Here is a 19,262-nt window from a genome sequence, read left to right as displayed (position 1 = left end):
ACTTTACAATTGCTCTTGAATGCTTTAAGAATTCAAAAAGCGCGTTGCCCTCGTTCAAAATACATACCGTATTCTGCGAGTTTACAATGTATTGACAATCAAAACGTTACGAAAACAAAGGCAAGTTGTGAAGTGAAATCACGCTGAAAAGCCATGCCATTTGCATCAAATTACCCCATAACTTGCTTCATTTTACGATGCCATCTGATGCAGATAGCAACGTGATTAGCGTCAGATTACAATGCAATATGATAGAAGCAAGGGCACCGAAGCCATAAAATGGCTTCGCACAAGCGTAGAAAGCGCATTTTTATTTCTATTTGGTGAGCTCGAAATGTGTTAAAAATGAGGAAGAAAATAAACAAAATAAGATATGTACTTTTACTCTATGCTTTCCTTGTTTCTTTAGATTAAAGAATAATGGTTTATGGTTTTCAGAAGCTTTTGAATTTAAGGTGCAAGTGAATAGGGATATTAGAGAGCAAATAATTATATTTTAAATGGTTTCTCAAAGGATTGGTAGATGCAGTGCAAATAAGATAGAGAAGATATTGATTTATTTTGTTAGTATAATTTTTTTCTATTGGAAAACTTGCAAGAAAAAAGAATAAAGGCTATGTTTGCAAGTGGAAAACAGGAATGAAAGATGAATACAAGCATACTTAATCTATGTGCCCGATGGCTCTATCCTGTGCCTCGTCTCCGTGAAAAACGATTGGAGGAATGCTTCAAGGGGCGTTGGGTGGTAATCACAGGAGCATCACGTGGCATCGGATTTGCACTGGCAAGAAGACTCATGCAGGCTGGGGCAAATTTTTATCTCATAGCGCGGAGTGAAACAGAACTTCAGACCTTGTGTTGTGAAGCACGGGCTATGGGCTGTCAGGCAGAATGCCGTGCAGTGGATTTGCGCGACAAAACGGCACTTGACTTGTTATGTCATGACCTGCGAAAGAGGCTGCCGACAGTGGATTATCTCTTTTGTAATGCGGGTAAATCTATTTGTAGGAAAATCGTGGATGCTACCGACAGACTGCATGATTTCGACCGTACGATGGCGCTTAACTACCGTGCAATGGTTGCCTTGACTTTAGCCTTATTGCCTGCCATGCAGCAAGTTGGCGGGCAGTTGGTTTATACCTCGTCGGTCAGTTGCCTTTATCCGCCCGCTCCGGGCTGGTCGGCTTATCACGCATCTAAGTCGGCAGCCAATGTATGGTGCCGTACTGCAGAGAGCGAATGGAAAGCACTTGGAGTTGGAGTTCATGTGGCCTATCTTCCTTTAGTGCATACGGCAATGTCGGAAGTCAATCCCGATTATCGTTCCCTGCCAGCTTATTCGGCCCATGATGCCGCAGGAGTTCTGTTGCGGTTGGCCATGAGCCGCAGGTTTTCCTATAAGCCCTGGTGGGCTTGGTTTACGGCTCCCATGGCCTCGTTGTTTGCACCAATCGTTCGCTTTTGTTATCAGAAACTCCTCCGATGAAAGTATCTCTGTTTCGTTCGCTTTGGCATCTGCATCTCATAACGCCACGCGGTATCATGCGCCTGATAGCATGTTTCTGGCACGAAGGCATCACGTTGATGGCTGTTTTGCGTTTCGCGGCATATTATCATGCTTCAGAATGTGCTGTGGTGAGCGAGGGAAAACGCTTGAATTATGGTGAATTCTTTCAGCAGTCACAGGCATTAGCCACTTTACTCTATCATGATTATCATTTAGAACGGGGACAACATGTGGCGCTGTTGTGCCGTAATCATCTTGTTTCGGCCTTACTCTTGCCTGCACTTTCGCGTTTAGGCGTACATGTTAGGCTGTTGAATACCGACCTCTCCAACGACCAATTGGCTCGGATAATGACTCGCCCGTTTTCGCTGTTTATCTTTGATGAGGCTATGAAGCAAAAGAAATCGTTTCCGAAGTCGTGCCCAATGATCTCCTGTGAGAGCCTATATGCCTGTGTTGGGAAGAAGGGAACAGATGAAAAGAAGACCTTACCAAAAATAAAAAAAGGGGGAAATATCAGCGTGATGACAGGTGGTTCAAGTGGTAATTACAAAGAGGCAGCACGGCAAACAGGTATCGTTCTGTTTCTCCCGCCATTCTTTTCATTGCTTCGCGACCTGCATATTGCACAGTATCAGAGCGTGTTGATAGGGCTTCCTTTCTATCATGGTTTCGGTTTGGCAACGCTGATAATCTCATTGATAATGGGCAAAAAGATTTGTCTGTTGCGCCATTTCGATGTTCAAGAAGTGTTGCATGTCGTCTTGGAAGAACGTGTGGAAGTGATGCCGATAGTGCCGGCTATGCTCGCAAGATTGTGGCAGACAGAAGGTGCTGAACGCCGGATGACATCATTGAAATGCGTGATTAGCGGAGGAGATCGTTTGGAAAAACCATTGGTAGAGAGGACTTCTGCTTGCTTGGGAGATGTGCTTTATAACCTTTATGGCACATCGGAAGCAGGCTTTTTCATGCTTGCCACACCACAAGAACTGGTCTATGGCGATGAAGTTTCTATCGGCAGACCTATCCGTGGGTTACAATGTGAGATTAGAGATGCCGACGATGAAGGCGTGGGAACGTTGTGGGTGAGAAGCCGATGGGCTATGACCGGACGGCAAAATCGCTGGCAATGTACGGGTGACCGCGTGTGGAAAGCTGCGAATGGATTGTTTTTTCATCGTGGAAGAACCGACAAAATGGTAGTTTGCGGAGGGGAAAACGTCTATCCGGAACATGTGGAAAAGTGTTTAAGGTCTCATCCGTTGATTGCAGACGCGTTGGTCTTTGCTGTTCCAGATGAACGTTTTGGCTTGGTGCTTCATGCTCAGATAGAATTGAAAACAGGGGGCATTCTCACTGTAGACACGTTGAAACAATGGTTGAAGCCACAGATTTCGCGAGCCGAAATGCCTCATTGCTTTATCTTTGGACCTATAAGAATGTTGTCGACAGGCAAGAGAAGCAGGGAATAAAGAAGTTGAATTTTACTCCCATATTTTGGAGATAATAAATAAGGTTTCATTACATGGCGTTGTAACTTGACTTGAATCACCACGCAACTTGAGTCATTTTAGCGTGTAAAGTGACTCAAGTTGCAGTGTAATTAGCGTCAAGTTGCATCGCAGTTTGCATAAAGTTGCCCCACGATTAAATAGAGATTGTCAGATAATTGGGTATATATTGTTCTACGGATTATCTATTATTATACGATGATAACGAATGCTGTGTTGTGCGATAAGTGCCATGCTGGGCTATCCCGACTTTCGTTCCTATGGATGACAATAAATGTTATGTCGTGCGATGAGGCATCTTTCATGTAGTAACTGCGTAGCAGTTATGCTTTTGAAAGCCCGTGGTTGGCGAGGAACGAGCCTACCTCGGGTGAATAATAACATGTGGTTTTCAAACCCGGTACGGGTTTTGCTTCTTCCAATTACATGGCGGATACGAAAAAGCTGAACCCGTTCCGGGTTCATTTCATGCGTCCATTTTATCCTCACGTAGGCTCACTTCGTTTGCCAACGTGGGGCTTTCAGAAACACAACTCGTACCGAGTTGCAAATATGGAAAACGACAACATATATTACAAAAACAAGACTTTCAAGAGGACAACTCATACCGAATTGTCCTTTCATATCGCTACTGTTACCTTACTACATGGTCATTATGATGAAACGATAGGAGAGGGATTTATCACACGATATAGTATAAATCGCATGCTTAGTTGAATCATTTTATGATGTAAAGTGACTCAAGTTACAGTGTAATTAGCGTCAAGTTATGATGTAAAGTGAGTCAAGTTACGCTGTAATCTATGTGAAGTTACCATGCAGACAGATATGGATTACACTGATTGGGGATAAATCTTAGCTTTGAACAGGCCCTAATTGATCATCCCGAACTAAGGTGATTTTGGGGCTATTACAGGTTTAAGCTTTCTGTTCGAGACTAAAAGTTATTGTTCAAAGCAACTCTGAGACCTATGTTTAAGTTGAAGTTTGTGGGTTTGTCCTTATAGACATTTTCGACATTACTGCCGTTCTTGAAATAGTAACTCACTCCTGGTTCGACATAAGCACTTATCTTATTGCTCAGTAAGTATTCGCCACCCACAGCTGCATTCATGGAGAATACAGGCTGATGCTCTGTGACAGAGGTGTTGTTTTGGGCAGTCTTGGCACTGTTTTTCTTCTTTTGTACAGCGTTTCCTTTGACGAGTTTCTCCACCTCTCCGCCTGCTGTCATATAGACATTGAGCCGTTTGGTCCGGATGAGGCTATAGCTTACGTTGACAGGCAGGCCTACATAGTGCAGGTTCTGCTCTACATCGAAGTGCTCATCTGCTATCTTATGCTTAAAAGTAGATGAGAGTTTGCTGTAAGTAATCCCCGACTGTAGGCTCCAATGCTCATTCAAGTTATATCTTACAGAGATGCCGAACTTAACTGCAGGTCGGTGCTTTGCGCGGACTTTTGCTTTCTCCGTGTCGTCCATATGGCGTTGGATATTGGCTCCGGAGAATTCCGAAGCATATTCACCATAGGGATTTGCTGCTGCCAGCAAAGGGGTCTGAGATGTGTTAGAAGTTCCTATTGTGCCACTGTAAGATGTCCCGACAATCAGCCGTGAAGATGAAGTGTTGTGCTTTGTATGTGGATTATAAGCTGTTATATGGTTTTCTATGGGGCGTTGGTTTACGGGTTGTTGAGATTTGTTTGCATTCTCTTTAACTGAACTTTCAACGGTTTCTTGATGATTTGCAGAAGGGTTATTGTTCTTAACAGTTTCTTGGTCTGTATGATAAGCAGTGTTGTTGGCTATTAAAGAGCTATTGTCAAGATGAACTTCTGCATTGATTTTATGCTTATGGTTAAATTCTTGTTTAGCGTTTTTTGAGATAGAATATCCGGATTTTAAGGTGTTTGAAGGAGTGTAGTCCTGACTATGCGTTTTTTTAATTGTAAGATTTAGAGTGGTGTTTGCCTTATGGTCAAGCATTGTTACAGCTTGATCAGATAAGAGAGAAGAGTTGGTGGAAGCGTTAAATAAGTATAGTCCGATGACAACCATGGCTGTAATAGAAATCGAACTGTAGAGCCATAATGGGACAATTCTTGATTTCTGCTGGCGGGAATGCTTCGGGGTGATGCCACGACGCAGCATCTCTGACTTGATGTCGTCAAGGAGACCTTCCGGAGCACTTACATGGTATTCCTTCTGAATACGTGCCTGCAAATCATTAAGCCATTTTTCTTTCATTGTTGTATCCCCTATATATGTTTTGTTCTTTAAGCATTTTGGCAAGCATGTTTTTTGCTTTGTGAAATTGTGAAGCCGAGGAGTCTGGTTTGATATTCAGGAGCTTTGCTATCTCCTTATGACTTTTCCCTTCTATTACATATAAGTTAAAAACAGTTCTGTATCCGGGCGGTAGCTTCTGTATTGTGTCAGTGATTTGATGGATAGACAGGCTGTTAATGTCCGGCTCTTCAGCCTCAATGTCAGACAAACTCAGCATATCTTTTTTATCAACGAAGAGGCTTCTGTCATTCTCTCTGATAAAATAGAGGGACTCATTGATAACCACTTTTGTCAGCCAAGCTTTCAAAGAGCCCTTTCCCCGATACTCAAATGTATGGATACGGGTAAAGATTCTTATGAAAGCTTCCTGGAGTACATCACGTAGGTTCTCTTGATTTTCAATATATTGTGAACAGACTTTGGTTAGATAATCAGCATATTCGGCATAGAGTTCATCCATGGCGAATGCATCGCCCTTCATGAAAAGGTCTATAATATGTTGTTCTTTATTATGCCCGAATAGGTTCATTAATGATATGACAAGGACACCTGTGTTAGTACTATTTACGGGTGGTGTATTTGAATTTCACACTCTTCATGCCCGAGAATGATTGCCACTTCAAAGTTAAATCAACGGTTTTTCCCTGCGTATCGGGCAGATCTTTAAGGCTGAAAGCCACAAGTCCGTCGCTCACGAAACCTCTCGTATCGCCGAATGCATTATGGTGAAGCACCACTTCGTAGGGTTTATCACCTTTGACAAGATTGATAGCGTGCTTTGTGCGATTGCCGAAATAGGTGCGGAACCTCAGTGTGAGATAGCCGTCTTCCACAACCGTTGTCCAGTCCTTGACGATTTCGATGGCATCATTACCATATTTTTCGTTGTTCTTGTCTCCAAAACTTTGCGCTATGTTCTTTGTAAGTATGGTGTCGACCCAATTCACATACGCGCTTTTTGAATAATGTCCGCTCTGTCCCTCTTGGACTTTGAAGTTTGTGAGTGCTCGCAATTCCTTCTTACCATAGAGCGACTTATCGATATTGACAGGAAGAATAGTGGTAGAATCATCTAACTGGAAATAGACTTGTCCGGTGGAACTGTTGGTCTTGATGGTAACAAGTGCATTCGGATAACGAACAGAATAATCCGTATCATCATTATCACAGGAATACAAATACAGTGAGCTCAGCGCAACGATAAAACTGAAAGCATAGAAAAATAAACGTTTCATCTTAGTTCCTCCTATTTTTGATGATATTACGACAGTGTGAATATTGATGATAAATATGAATGATGAATGAAAGGATAGGGAGCTGTTCTGCAAGAGAAGCCTCCCTATTCCTGAGTCATGAGAATTCCGGTTTATTTCACGGTAACAGTGAATGTGCCCGATGCTTTGTCCTTATCCATAACTGTTATCGTTGTGGTTCCGGCTTTAACACCTTTGACAGTAATCTTGCCATCCTTTTCCATGGCAGTAGCAATGTTCTTGTCTTTCACATTGACTGTAAACGGAGCTTTGCCTGATTTGATGGCAACCACTCCCTCTTTACCTGCAGGAACAGTTATCGTCTGCTTATCAAACGACACAGGAGCAAACACATTAACAGAGAGCGTGCCGGTCTTTTTGTTCTTATCCGTAACGACAATGGAAGCTTTTCCTACTGCCACACCCGTAACAGTCATCATGTTTTTATCAACCTTGACAGTAGCAAGCTTCTCATTTGTAGACTTTGCCGTGTATGGCTGTGTTCCGTTACCAATGGTGACTTTGGCAGAAGCACCTTGAGCAACCTCCACTTTAGCAACACTAAACTTCAACCCCTTGTTGTCATCCTTATCATCTTTGCAAGATGCTAATGTTACAATACCAAGGCAGCATACTGCCATCATCATTGACTTGAAAATAGTTTTTGTTTTCATTTTCTTTTAATTGTTTTTTATGAAATAGTATGATTTAAACTCACTTAATAAAAGCAAGTCTCCAAATAGCTTGCTTGATAAAAACTTAATGTAAGTTAATAGTGAAAAATAGAAGCAAGTATATTTAAAACAAAGATTCTGCAATCGTGTATATTCAAAAGGCGTGAGCCTTGCATATAGACCCACGCTTAAATAAAATAATGTATAAGAAAATGTTCTGGTTTAGCTTTGATTGTCAAACTGTCAATTCATGACAAAACGGTGTTTTACATCTTGTACTGTCGTTGCTAATGTAGGAGTATATTTGCTAACCAGACATTATTTCCTACCGAAGTCGGCAGGTATCTCTCCCCATTTTTTGGTTTCCCATTTGATGATGCGGGTTTGGATATTGTGTGTGCGTAGCCAGTTTTCGGCGCGGGCAACAATCTGATAGAGTGCTTCAGTCTGTGGTGTATGTTCTAATTTTGTTTTGCATTTCTTGTTGTGCACCCACAGAATGGCATTATAGCTGTCCGAATAGATCACTTTTTCTTTATCGCCCTGTTTGTCGAGTAAAGCCAAGGCGTGGACGATAGCAAGGAATTCTCCAATATTGTTTGTGCCATGCATGGGGCCGAAATGAAACACCCTCGCCCCTGTCTGCAAGTCAATGGCCTGGTATTCCATTGGCCCTGGATTTCCAGAACAGGCTGCATCAACAGCCCAAGCGTTGCGTTCCACTTCGGGAAAGGAGCCTCCCCCGGCCCCTCCGAAAGGAGGGGAGACCAAACTCGCAGCATTCTTTTCGGGGTTGTTTTGGCCCGTTAAGGAGGTACTCTCCTCTTTTTTGAGGGGCCGGGGTTTGCTTTCTTTATTCATGATTGCTCGTTTTATTTTGTTGACAACCTGATAAGGGGAATGCAAAACTTCATCGTTTGTGACCCTCAACACTTGGTAGCCCATACGATTTAAGTCGTTGGTTCGGAGTTGGTCATTTATCGGTTGGTCGCCTTTGAAATGGTATTTGCCGTCTATTTCAATGATTAAATGATAGTGAAGTGACACGAAATCCGCAATATAGTCACCGATAATATGCTGCTGACGGAACTTACATCCTAACGATTTTGACTTCAATATAGTCCATAGGGCACGCTCTGCATCTGTCAGGAACATTTTGTTTTCCTTGGCATATTGCTTCAGCTTGTCATACATTGCTGTGTCGGTAGTTTGATAGATATAGTGTTTAGTCATAAAAGGAAAAGCCTTTTACATTCGCTCCGGTACTTCAATCCCCAGCAGTTCCATGCCGTTCTTGATGACCTTTGCAACGTTCTTGGCCAGCATCAAGCGCGTAATCTTCTCGGTTTCAGTGTCGGCATTGAGAATGCTATAATCGTGATAGAACTGGTTGAAGTCTTTGGTCAACTCGTAACAATAGTTGGCAATACCGCTCGGACTATAGTCCTTGCCGGCCTGTTCAACGGCAGCGCCAAACTCGTTGAGCTTCTGAATCAATTGAATTTCCTTCTCGTTGAGCGGAGCATCGGTGCTCAATGTAGTTGGAACAGCAATGTTTTCAGCCTCTGCCTTGCGCAGAATAGAGCGGATACGTGCATAGGTGTATTGAATAAACGGCCCCGTGTTGCCATTGAAGTCGATACTCTCTTCCGGGTTGAAAAGTATGTTCTTGCGGGCATCTACTTTCAGAATGAAATATTTCAGTGCACCCAAACCAACAATGCGAGCCACATTCTGTTTCTCTTCCTCGGTCATGTCCTTGAACTTGCCGAGTTCATCGCTTGTCTTGCGGGCATCATCAATCATTGCAGCAATAAGGTCGTCAGCGTCTACAACGGTACCCTCGCGACTCTTCATCTTGCCATTGGGCAGTTCAACCATACCATAAGAGAAGTGCACAAGCTCTTTACCCCACTTGAAACCAAGGCGGTCAAGCAAGATTGAAAGCACTTGGAAGTGATAGTTCTGCTCGTTTCCAACGACATAAATCATCTTGTCTATAGGATAATCCTTAAAGCGCATATCGGCAGTTCCGATATCCTGTGTCATGTAAACCGAAGTGCCGTCGCTTCGGAGCAACAGCTTCTGATCCAGTCCTTCGTTAGTAAGATCTGCCCATACACTGTTGTCATCCTTGCGAAAGAAAAGCCCTTTGGCGAGCCCTTCCTCTACCTTCTTCTTGCCCTCGAGGTATGTATTCGATTCATAATAAATCTTGTCGAAGCCTACGCCTAATGCTTTATAGGTTTCATCAAAGCCTGCATAGACCCAATTGTTCATCTTTTCCCAAAGCGAACGCACTTCCTTGTCGCCCTGTTCCCATTTTACCAACATCTCGTGTGCCTCTTTCATGAGGGGTGCTTCGGCTTTAGCCTTTTCGCCGGCAGCCTCTTCATCCATGCCTTCCTGTATGTACTGAGCCTTCAAAGTCTCACATTCGGCCCTGTAATGTTTGTCAAAAGCCACATAGAAATCACCAATCAGATGATCGCCTTTCTTCCCCGCTTGTTCGGGAGTCACACCGTTTCCCCATTTCAACCAGGCCAACATCGACTTGCAGATATGAATACCTCTGTCGTTCACAATATTGGTTTTAACCACTTTGTTGCCATTAGCCTCCATGATTTGAGCCAATGACCAGCCCAGAAGATTATTGCGCACATGACCAAGATGCAGTGGTTTGTTGGTGTTTGGAGAACTGTATTCAATCATCACTAACGGTGAGTTGTCGGTTACTTTCTTCTCACCAAACTTCTCGTCGGCATTGATATCGTTGAGCAATCCAATCCATGCTTCCTTGGCAACAGTGAGGTTCAAGAACCCTTTCACTACGTTGAAAGCTGCCACTGCACTGCATTCTTTCACCAAAGCCTCACCGATTTCTTGTGCGGTCTGCTCTGGATTTTTCTTCGAAATCTTCAAGAATGGGAAGACCACCAACGTCAGGTTGCCTTCAAAGTTGCTACGTGTCTTTTGCAGTTGCACCATCTTTTCAGGCACATCCTGACCATAGAGTCCCTTCACCACGCTGATAACGGAACTGCATATTGCGTTTTCAATATTCATACCGGTAATAATATTATAATTCGAATTCTGTTGCAAAATTACAATAAAAAGGGTGGAATACAAAATAATTGAGATAAGAAAAGGATTTTATAGCCTGTAAAACTGCAACACTTTACATCTAAAATTCGCATCCTCCCAAAGCAAAATTCATCGTAAAGCCTATAAGCCCATAGACAAAGAAGAACGGAGTTCCAGCACAAGGAAGCTTCTCCGAAGAAAACAAAGCGTTTCTTTTGCCATTCATCTTTTTTCCATTAACTTTGCATTCATATTTATAAACCGTTCAGAATATGGAGCAGAATCTCATCATTTACAATACACTTACACGTCAGAAAGAGTTGTTCAAACCGCTGCATGCCCCTAACGTGGGCATGTATGTATGTGGCCCGACCGTTTATGGCGACCCACATTTGGGGCACGCACGCCCTGCAATCACCTTCGACATCCTTTTCCGCTACCTGAAACATCTTGGCTATAAGGTGCGCTATGTGCGCAATATCACTGATGTGGGCCATTTGGAGCACGATGCAGATGAGGGCGATGACAAGATAGAAAAGAAAGCACGACTCGAACAGTTGGAGCCTATGGAGATAGCACAGTACTACACCAACCGCTATCATGCAGCCATGGATGCCCTCAATGTGCTGCCTCCTTCGATTGAACCGCATGCGACTGGTCACATCATCGAGCAGGAAGAACTTGTCAAGGAAATCCTTAAGAACGGTTATGCCTATGAGAGTAATGGCAGCATCTACTTTGATGTAGAGAAATACGACAAGGAACATAAGTATGGAATTCTGTCGGGTCGCAACCTCACGGATATGATTAATAACAGCCGTGAGCTTCAAGGTGTGGGCGAAAAGAAGAACCAAGTGGATTTTGCCCTATGGAAAAAGGCGCAGCCCGAACACATCATGCGTTGGCCCAGTCCATGGAGTGTAGGCTTCCCAGGTTGGCATTGCGAGTGTACGGCTATGGGAAGGAAATATCTCGGCAGTCATTTCGATATTCATGGTGGTGGCATGGATCTTATATTTCCACACCATGAATGTGAGATTGCCCAGGCTGTTGCCAGTCAAGGTGACCAGATGGTGCACTATTGGATGCATAACAACATGATTACGATCAATGGTCAGAAGATGGGAAAGAGCCTTGGAAACTTCATTACTTTGGAGCAGTTCTTCACGGGAAATCATGAGAGTCTCACGCATGCCTATACGCCGATGACAATTCGTTTCTTCATCCTTTCGGCGCATTATCGCGGTACTGTCGACTTCTCCAATGAGGCTTTGGAAGCTGCCCAGAAAGGGTATGAACGACTGATGAATGCTTTTGACGACCTTGAACGCGTTCCGGTGAGCAGCCACTGTGATGCTGAAACCGACAAATTCGTAAAGACTTTCCGCCAACGTTGCTATGAAGCAATGAACGACGACCTGCAGACTCCGCTTGTTATCAGCTATCTTTTCGAGGCTTGTCATCTCATCAATACACTTCTCGACCATAAAGCGGAGATCTGTGCTGATTGCCTGAAAGAGCTTGGTGATGCCATGAAACTCTTTGCTTTCGACCTCCTCGGACTGAAAAACGAAAAGGGCGACAACAATGTTGCACGCGAAGAAGCCTATGGAAAAGTAGTCGACATGGTGCTTGACCTGCGTGCCAAAGCCAAAGCTGACAAGGACTGGACTACCAGTGACAAGATACGTGATGCCCTTGCAGCTGCAGGTTTCGAGGTGAAAGACACCAAAGACGGCGTCACTTGGAAATTGAATAAATAGTTATTTGAAAGAAATAAAAACCCTTTTTCAGCGTGAATGCGAAGCCATTCTTTGGCTTCGGCATTCTCGCTTTCATTTTCTTACCTTATCATTCCATTCGTTTTGTTCATCCACGAATGCCGAAAATCACAGCATTCTCATATGTCCTGCCAGACATGTGCAGTTTTCTTTTTAGGTCTTACCTTATTATTTTAGGCATTGAAGCAGTCTAAAATCAAAAAAAATATGTAAGTTTGCAACCATGCAAGAGGTGACAAAAGAACTACAACCGAAATGGAATGCCGTGATTATTGATGTGTTTGCGGCTTTCATCCGTATTTGCGAGCAGTATGGACTGCGCTATTTCTGTGCAGGAGGAACGGCAATCGGTGCCGTGCGTCATCAGGGAATGATACCTTGGGACGATGATATTGACGTCTTCATGCCACGTCCCGACTACGACCGCTTCCTTGCTTTGGCAGCCCATTCGATGCCCGAAGGCTACGAGGTGATGACCCCTTATAACACCAAGGACTATCCGATGTATTTCTCCAAGATGTGCAATGCACGCACAACGCTGCTCGAAAACGAGCATATCCCCTGCATTTTCGGACTTTATATAGATATTTTCCCATTGGACGGGGCTTGTGACGACATTGAAATCTGCTATCAGAAGAAGTGTCGTTTCAAGCGTTTGATGAACAAATTGGAAGCTATTTCCACGCATAACAGCTTCGGTGAGTATGTCTCGCTGCTGAAAAAACGAAGTGAATGGGGCCGTTTTGCGGTGAAGACCGTGGCTTTTTTCTGCCGTCCATGGCTTCGGAAGTGGCTCTTGAAGCAGATGGATACCATTGCTTATGCCAATGATTACGCGCAATCTTCAAGCGTTGTCACTTACAGTGGGGTGTATCATAAGCAGGAAATCTATCCGAAAGCATGGCTTGAAACACCGCAATCATTTCCCTTTGAGGGTCTCATGGTGAACCTTCCCCATGATTATGACGCCTATCTTCGCCATTTCTTCGGCGATTATATGATGCTCCCTCCTGTAGAAAAGCGGGCATCTCATCATCAGAAAGTGTTCTTTAATCTCGATAAACGCATTGCTTTGAGCGATGTAAAAAGCCTATTGAAAAAGACGAAATCATGAATATTGCCGTTATTTTTGCCGGTGGTTCAGGACTGCGTATGCACACAAAGTCGAAGCCGAAGCAGTTTCTTGACCTCAACGGGAAGCCCATTATCATCTATACTTTGGAGCTGTTCGACAATCATCCGATGATAGATGGCATTGTCGTGGCCTGCATTGAAAGCTGGATTCCCTATCTGAAGAAACAGCTGAAGAAGTTTGAAATCAACAAGGTTGTAAGCATTGTACCAGGAGGAGCAACAGGACAAGACTCCATTTACAACGGACTTTGTGCAGCCGAAGCCTATGCAAAGGGGGATAATGCCACGGTGTTAATCCACGATGGTGTGCGTCCGTTGATTACCGAAGAAACGATAACCGACAATATAAATAAGGTGGCCGAGTGTGGCTCTTGCATCACTTGCGTGCCTGCCACAGAGACTTTCATCGTCAAACAAGCCGACGGAAGTCTTGAAATTCCAACGCGTTCGGCTTCGCTGATAGCGCGCGCACCGCAGTCATTCAAGTTGAATGATATCCTCGCGGCCCACAGGAAGGCTATCAAAGAGGGGCGTCACGACTATATAGACTCGTGCACGATGATGAACAGTCAAGGCATGATTATGGGCACAATCATTGGACCGGTGGAGAATATCAAGATTACTACGCCTACCGATTTCTTCGTTTTGCGGGCCATGGTGAAAGTACATGAAGACCAACAGATATTCGGTTTATAGATCACAAGGCATGAATACAGTTTTAGATAACGACATCAGAGCGTTCAAAGAGCAGTTCAGTCTCAAGTCATCTTTAGCGGGAACGACGGTTTGTGTAACGGGGTCGACTGGGCTTTTGGGCAGTATTGCTGTGAAATGTCTGTTGGGTATCGGTGCAAAAGTCGTGGCAGTCATTCGTGATGAGGCTAAGGCCGAGCGTGTGTTAGGGCCGGAAAACGACCGACTTCGTTATTATCTCTACGATTTTTCGAATGCCGACAGCAGAGAGTTCATGCCCCCTGGGACCATCGACTATGTCATTCATTTTGCCAGCCCCACGGCATCCAAGTATTTCGTTGACAGGCCGGTAGAGACTATCGACACGATATATCAAGGCACGAAAGCCGTGTTGTCGTATGCCATGAAGCAGCCGTTGAAGTCGCTTGTCTTTGCTTCTTCACTTGAAATCTATGGCACAATAACCGATGATGCCGTACCCATTACGGAAGAAGTGCAGGGATATATCGACCCCATGTCGGTGCGCAGCAGTTATCCCATGGCTAAAAGACTCGCCGAAACCCTATGCCACAGCTATGCTATGGAGTATCAGTGTCCTGTCAGAATAGCTCGACTTGCACAGGTGTTTGGCGCAGGAGTAGCCTTTGACGATACGCGAGTGTTTGCACAGTTTGCCCGCTGTGTCATTCAGAATAACGACATTACGCTCCATACCAAGGGCGACCTTTGCCGCTGTTATTGCTATACCCTTGATGCCATTACGGGCATTCTCTATATCCTGTTGAAAGGAAAGGACGGCGAAGTCTATAATGTTTCCAACCGTGAAACCTATATTTCAATCCGCGACATGGCCGAAATGGTGTGCCGAGACTTTGGCTCTTCCATTCATACGGAGGTCAAATTGCAGGAAGGTGTGGGCTATTCGCCGACAACAAAGCTGTTGCTTTCTTCTGCCAAATTAGAGGCTTTGGGTTGGAAACCGCATTATAATCTGCATGAGATGTACGACAGACTGATACGTTCCATGAGGGAAATGGCATGATGATATTGAACATTGTGCATTGGAATTTGAACTTTCTGATGTGTTATTTTGGCTTAAACAGGACAGAAAAAACCTGTAAACCACCATTTTTAGGTATTGCAAAAAAGATAGGTTTTCTTTATCTTTGCCTCACGAAAACATAAGGAACTCTATAACAAAAAGAACTATGAAGATTGAAAAAATCCATGCAAGAGAAATCCTCGACTCAAGAGGTAATCCAACAGTTGAAGTAGAAGTAACCCTCGAAAACGGCGTAATGGGCCGCGCAAGTGTACCTTCCGGTGCATCAACGGGTGAGAATGAAGCCCTCGAATTGCGTGACGGCGACAAGCAACGCTTCGGTGGTAAGGGCGTACTTAAAGCTGTGGAGAACGTCAATAACGTGATAGCTCCGGCCTTGAAAGGCGATTGTGTATTCAATCAGCGCGCCCTTGATTACAAGATGTTAGCGCTTGACGGCACACCAACCAAGAGCAAACTCGGTGCCAACGCCATTCTCGGTGTGAGCCTTGCTGTTGCTCAAACCGCTGCAAAAGCACTCAACATACCATTGTATCGCTATATCGGTGGCGCTAATACTTATGTGCTCCCGGTACCTATGATGAATATCATCAACGGTGGTGCACACAGCGATGCACCGATTGCTTTCCAGGAGTTTATGATCCGTCCTGTAGGTGCTCCCTCTGAAAAAGAGGCTATCCGAATGGGTGCCGAGGTGTTCCATGCACTGGCAAAGAACTTGAAGAAGCGCGGACTTTCTACCGCTGTAGGTGACGAAGGAGGCTTTGCACCTAAGTTTGACGGTATTGAAGACGCCCTCGACTCTATCATCCAGGCTATCAAGGACGCTGGTTACGAGCCGGGAAAAGACGTGAAGATTGCCATGGACTGCGCTGCTTCAGAGTTTGCTGTGCAGGAGAACGGACAGTGGTTCTACGACTATCGCCAGCTGAAGAACGGCATGCCGAAGGATCCCAACGGTAAGAAGCTCACCGCAGATGAGCAGATTGCTTATCTCGAAGAACTCATCACAAAATATCCTATCGACTCTATTGAGGACGGACTCGACGAGAACGACTGGGAAAACTGGGTGAAACTGACCGCTAAAATCGGTGATCGTTGCCAGTTGGTAGGCGATGATTTGTTCGTAACCAACGTGAAGTTCCTCGAAAAGGGCATCAAGATGGGTGCAGGAAATGCTATCCTTATCAAGGTGAACCAGATTGGTTCGCTCACCGAAACCCTTGAAGCTATCGAAATGGCACACCGTCATGGCTACACAACGGTTACCTCTCACCGCTCCGGAGAAACAGAAGATACAACGATTGCCGACATTGCTGTAGCTACAAACTCAGGCCAGATTAAGACCGGTTCTATGAGCCGTACCGACCGTATGGCGAAGTACAACCAACTCATCCGCATTGAGGAAGAGCTTGGTGGCGTAGCAAAATATGGCTATAAGAAGCTTCGCTAATTCACGCTTCAAACCCTCATGGCTCAAAGTCGGGATTGACAATGTGGGCGCATCGGCACGCTTTAAGGGTGCAAAGTCAAAAGAACTGCGCCGCAAGAAAAGCTTTTCTTTATTTTTGGAAGGGGGAAACTGTCAATCCTAATGATGAGTTTTGAAGATAGAATATGATATGAAAAAGGGGTGACCAATGTTGATTGGCCACCCCTTTTCATATATTGCTGTCAGTAAGGTCTGTGGTTTCGTGCGTGTTCGAAACAGAAAGTGGCGAGTCGCCAAATGGCTTTTATTTTCTTATGCCTTGCGATAGGTGGTGTAATCCCCATGTAAATACTTTTCCGTTACGCTCTGTTTGTTTTGCTTGTCGGCTGCTCCTGTGAAGAATAATCATGGGAAGCGAATAATAGGTTAATATTCGTCATTATTCTTTACAATTGCTTTTGAATGCTTTGCAAATTCAGAACGAATGTCTTTTTCTTTCCAAATACGCGCCGTTTTCGGACAGTTTGCAATGTGTTGACAATCAGATGATTACAGAAATCAAGTTGAAAAACGGACTGAAATCATGCTGGAAAGCGTTGTAATCTGCATCAGATTACAACGTGTTTTGACTTGAAAAGCGAGACAATCTCAGTCATCTTGCATGGTAAAGTGACTGAGATTGCAAAGCTTGGAGACAGAAACGAGTACATCGAAGCCATGGAATGACTTCACATTTGCATGAAAAACAGGTTTTCGTTTCTATTTGCCCGTGGAGAAAAGTGTTAAAAACAAGGAAGAAAATTGACAGCCGAAACGCCCTCCTCTTCCTTGAGAAGAGGAGGGGATAAGTTTTCAGAACCGATATACTGCAAAGGTCTTGGCGGGCACTTTTACTGAAAGCATGTTGCCATGAGCTTCGACATCAGAAGTCTGGGGCACCACATGGGTCTTGTTTTCCAACGAGTTCGTTGCGCGAGGGTCGTTGCTGTGCAGTGTGATAAGCTTGCCCTTGCCAAGATTTTTGAGGCCCGTGAAGGTGAGATTGATATGCTGTTCCTTGTCTCCGGCATTGACAATCTTCACGATGTAGGCCTTGGCGGTCTTGTCGTACACGGCACTTGCGTAGAGATTTTCATGGCCTTCGACAGGCTTTCCGCCTTCGGTGAGACTCAAAACATGGGTGCCTCGGTTCGTGGCATAAAGCATTTGGACATACCAGTTGACTGAACGCACGCTCTCAAGATTGTTGAACCAGATGAGATCGGGACGCCATTGCCAGCCTTCAACATGTGCGAAGAGGGGCGCATAGGTGGCTTGATAAACCACGTCGGCATTGCGTTCAAGTCCTGTCATGAATGCCGCTTCAGACAAAGCAGCTTCAAAATTGTTCATAGCTACAGTCGGTTGCTTGTCAAGTCCATGCACATGAGCCGCATATTCGCCTGCAAACACCTTCGGTCCCGTGCGGTTATAGTTGTCATAACGACCTGCATTCTTCAGGAACCAGTCGGGAGTCATGTAATAATGTTCGTCAACAAGGTCTACACCGAGCCTGCGCATCTGCTCCCAACCATAATCAAACTCCTTGCCACTTGCTGAAGGACCAGACGAGCCGCATATCTTGATATGAGGATATTTGGCGCGGATTTGCTTCACAAACAATGCTAATCGTTCGGGATAAAGCGGGCCCCACTGTTCGTTTCCAATACCAATCTGCTTGAGATTGAACGGTGCCGGGTGGCCCATATCGGCGCGCAGGCGTCCCCATTTGCTCGTAACGGGACCGTTGGCAAACTCAATGAGGTCGAGTGCATCATCGATATAAGGCTGCAGGTCGGCGGTGCAGACGTGCGCATTCTTGTCGTTGTCGTCGTTCTGATATTGGCAGGCTAATCCGCAACTCAGCACAGGAAGCGGTTCGGCTCCAATCTTTTCGGAGAGCAGGAAGAACTCATAGAAGCCTAAACCCAATGTCTGATAATAATTCGGGTACATGCGATGTGGGAACGTATAATTCCATCTGTTCTCGTTCAACGGACGGTTTTCTGCAGGGCCAACTGTGTTCTTCCACTGATAACGTGTAGCCAGATCGGTGCCTTCAACGATACAACCGCCGGGGAAACGGAATATGCCCGGATGCAGGTCGGCAAGGTCTTTTACGAGGTCAGCACGCATACCTTGCCAGCTGTCTGCAGGGAAAAGACTCACATGGTCGATGTCAACACTCTCGCTGCCTTCAAGGAAAATGCGGAGCAATCCCTTTTCAATGGTCTTGTCAGAAGTGAGCGTTGCCGTGTGTTTCTGCCATTTGTTGCTCGTCACAGTGACCGTAGCCTTGCTGATAGGACGGTCTTCTTCGTCGACAAGTTCTATGCGGAACTTGGCTTCTTTGCCTTGCAAGGTGTGCAAACGGGCATAGACCGTAAAGTCATAATGCATGCCTTTCTTCAGTCCCATGCCGAAGAAACCGCGGTTTTCAAGGCCCGTCCGTTTCTCACGATGCCCCGCATTGGCCAATGTTACGTAGTGGGGATTGCGGTCAAAAGCAGGCTTGACATCGCTCACGGTGACATCACCGAAGGTGTTCCAACCCATTAATCGGTCGGGAAACTCAAACGAACGGTTCTCTACCATCTCGGCATAAAGGCCACCATCGGCACCGAAATTGATGTCTTCGAAGAAGATACCATACATCGTCGGCTGTATGGTTGTACCGGGTTTTGTGCTGATTGTGAACTGATGTTGTGCGTTGATGCTGACAGAAGTCAGTGCAGTCAACAGCAAAGTCGATAGGATTTTCTTTGTATTCATATTAGGTTTTTGTTATACTTTCAGTG

Annotated in this window: 15 protein-coding genes and 1 pseudogene; 8 read left to right on the top strand and 8 right to left on the bottom strand. The window is 44.9% G+C overall.

What is annotated here, in order from left to right; translation table 11 throughout:
- The first annotated feature begins 646 nt into the window (after nucleotides 1-646).
- Both EL210_RS04110 and EL210_RS04105 read left to right on the top strand, forming a co-directional pair.
- Nucleotides 647-1,486 (top strand): SDR family NAD(P)-dependent oxidoreductase, encoded by an 840-nt coding sequence (locus EL210_RS04110; RefSeq protein ID WP_018920251.1) that lies wholly within the window; start codon nucleotides 647-649, stop codon nucleotides 1,484-1,486.
- Nucleotides 1,483-2,982: a class I adenylate-forming enzyme family protein gene (locus EL210_RS04105; RefSeq protein ID WP_018920252.1), complete on the top strand. Its 1,500-nt coding sequence runs from the start codon at nucleotides 1,483-1,485 to the stop codon at nucleotides 2,980-2,982. The genes EL210_RS04110 and EL210_RS04105 overlap by 4 nt, the downstream gene beginning before the upstream one ends.
- Before the next feature lie 976 nt (nucleotides 2,983-3,958).
- Here EL210_RS04105 and EL210_RS04100 read toward each other — a convergent pair.
- From EL210_RS04100 to argS, 7 genes and pseudogenes are all read right to left on the bottom strand, one after another.
- Entirely contained in the window at nucleotides 3,959-5,269 is a 1,311-nt protein-coding gene (locus EL210_RS04100) for a porin family protein (protein WP_018920254.1), read from the bottom strand.
- The gene (locus tag EL210_RS04095) at nucleotides 5,250-5,840 is read right to left on the bottom strand and encodes an RNA polymerase sigma factor (protein WP_004378279.1); all 591 of its coding nucleotides are present in this window, start codon (nucleotides 5,838-5,840) and stop codon (nucleotides 5,250-5,252) included. Before EL210_RS04095 ends, EL210_RS04100 begins: the two co-directional genes overlap by 20 nt.
- 31 nt (nucleotides 5,841-5,871) lie before the next feature.
- Nucleotides 5,872-6,546: a NigD1/NigD2 family lipoprotein gene (locus EL210_RS04090; RefSeq protein ID WP_018920255.1), complete on the bottom strand. Its 675-nt coding sequence runs from the start codon at nucleotides 6,544-6,546 to the stop codon at nucleotides 5,872-5,874.
- A gap of 131 nt (nucleotides 6,547-6,677) precedes the next feature.
- Nucleotides 6,678-7,238: a pilus assembly protein N-terminal domain-containing protein gene (locus EL210_RS04085; protein ID WP_004378281.1), complete on the bottom strand. Its 561-nt coding sequence runs from the start codon at nucleotides 7,236-7,238 to the stop codon at nucleotides 6,678-6,680.
- Between the two features lie 318 nt (nucleotides 7,239-7,556).
- Nucleotides 7,557-8,099 (bottom strand): RNase H family protein, encoded by a 543-nt coding sequence (locus EL210_RS13930; protein ID WP_406675594.1) that lies wholly within the window; start codon nucleotides 8,097-8,099, stop codon nucleotides 7,557-7,559.
- Between the two features lie 12 nt (nucleotides 8,100-8,111).
- Nucleotides 8,112-8,432 (bottom strand): annotated as a pseudogene (locus EL210_RS13925) (endonuclease domain-containing protein); the annotation flags it as partial.
- Between the two features lie 54 nt (nucleotides 8,433-8,486).
- The gene (argS, locus tag EL210_RS04075) at nucleotides 8,487-10,304 is read right to left on the bottom strand and encodes an arginine--tRNA ligase (protein ID WP_018920257.1); all 1,818 of its coding nucleotides are present in this window, start codon (nucleotides 10,302-10,304) and stop codon (nucleotides 8,487-8,489) included.
- A gap of 290 nt (nucleotides 10,305-10,594) precedes the next feature.
- Here argS and cysS point away from each other — a divergent pair, with 290 nt between their 5' ends.
- The 6 genes from cysS to EL210_RS13530 all read left to right on the top strand — a co-directional run bounded on the left by cysS (nucleotide 10,595) and on the right by EL210_RS13530 (nucleotide 16,588).
- Nucleotides 10,595-12,085: a cysteine--tRNA ligase gene (gene cysS, locus EL210_RS04070; protein WP_018920258.1), complete on the top strand. Its 1,491-nt coding sequence runs from the start codon at nucleotides 10,595-10,597 to the stop codon at nucleotides 12,083-12,085.
- 241 nt (nucleotides 12,086-12,326) lie between these two features.
- Nucleotides 12,327-13,217: a LicD family protein gene (locus EL210_RS04065; protein ID WP_018920259.1), complete on the top strand. Its 891-nt coding sequence runs from the start codon at nucleotides 12,327-12,329 to the stop codon at nucleotides 13,215-13,217.
- Nucleotides 13,214-13,933: an IspD/TarI family cytidylyltransferase gene (locus tag EL210_RS04060; RefSeq protein WP_018920260.1), complete on the top strand. Its 720-nt coding sequence runs from the start codon at nucleotides 13,214-13,216 to the stop codon at nucleotides 13,931-13,933. Before EL210_RS04065 ends, EL210_RS04060 begins: the two co-directional genes overlap by 4 nt.
- Before the next feature lie 10 nt (nucleotides 13,934-13,943).
- On the top strand, nucleotides 13,944-14,972 hold the full coding sequence (locus tag EL210_RS04055) for an NAD-dependent epimerase/dehydratase family protein (protein ID WP_025879536.1): 1,029 nt from the start codon (nucleotides 13,944-13,946) through the stop codon (nucleotides 14,970-14,972).
- A gap of 166 nt (nucleotides 14,973-15,138) precedes the next feature.
- Nucleotides 15,139-16,446 (top strand): phosphopyruvate hydratase, encoded by a 1,308-nt coding sequence (gene eno, locus EL210_RS04050; protein ID WP_004375373.1) that lies wholly within the window; start codon nucleotides 15,139-15,141, stop codon nucleotides 16,444-16,446.
- The gene (locus tag EL210_RS13530; protein WP_168166454.1) at nucleotides 16,424-16,588 is read left to right on the top strand and encodes a hypothetical protein; all 165 of its coding nucleotides are present in this window, start codon (nucleotides 16,424-16,426) and stop codon (nucleotides 16,586-16,588) included. The genes eno and EL210_RS13530 overlap by 23 nt, the downstream gene beginning before the upstream one ends.
- A gap of 689 nt (nucleotides 16,589-17,277) precedes the next feature.
- Here the strand turns inward: EL210_RS13530 and EL210_RS04045 are convergent.
- Nucleotides 17,278-19,236, bottom strand: a complete 1,959-nt coding sequence (locus EL210_RS04045; RefSeq protein ID WP_026285936.1) for an alpha-L-arabinofuranosidase C-terminal domain-containing protein — start codon at nucleotides 19,234-19,236, stop codon at nucleotides 17,278-17,280.
- Nucleotides 19,237-19,262 lie beyond the last annotated feature (26 nt).

The organism is Segatella oris, from assembly GCF_900637655.1.
Taxonomy (GTDB): domain Bacteria; phylum Bacteroidota; class Bacteroidia; order Bacteroidales; family Bacteroidaceae; genus Prevotella; species Prevotella oris.
Note: the sequence above shows the minus strand (reverse complement) of the source record. Positions and strands in the feature narration are given on the sequence as shown.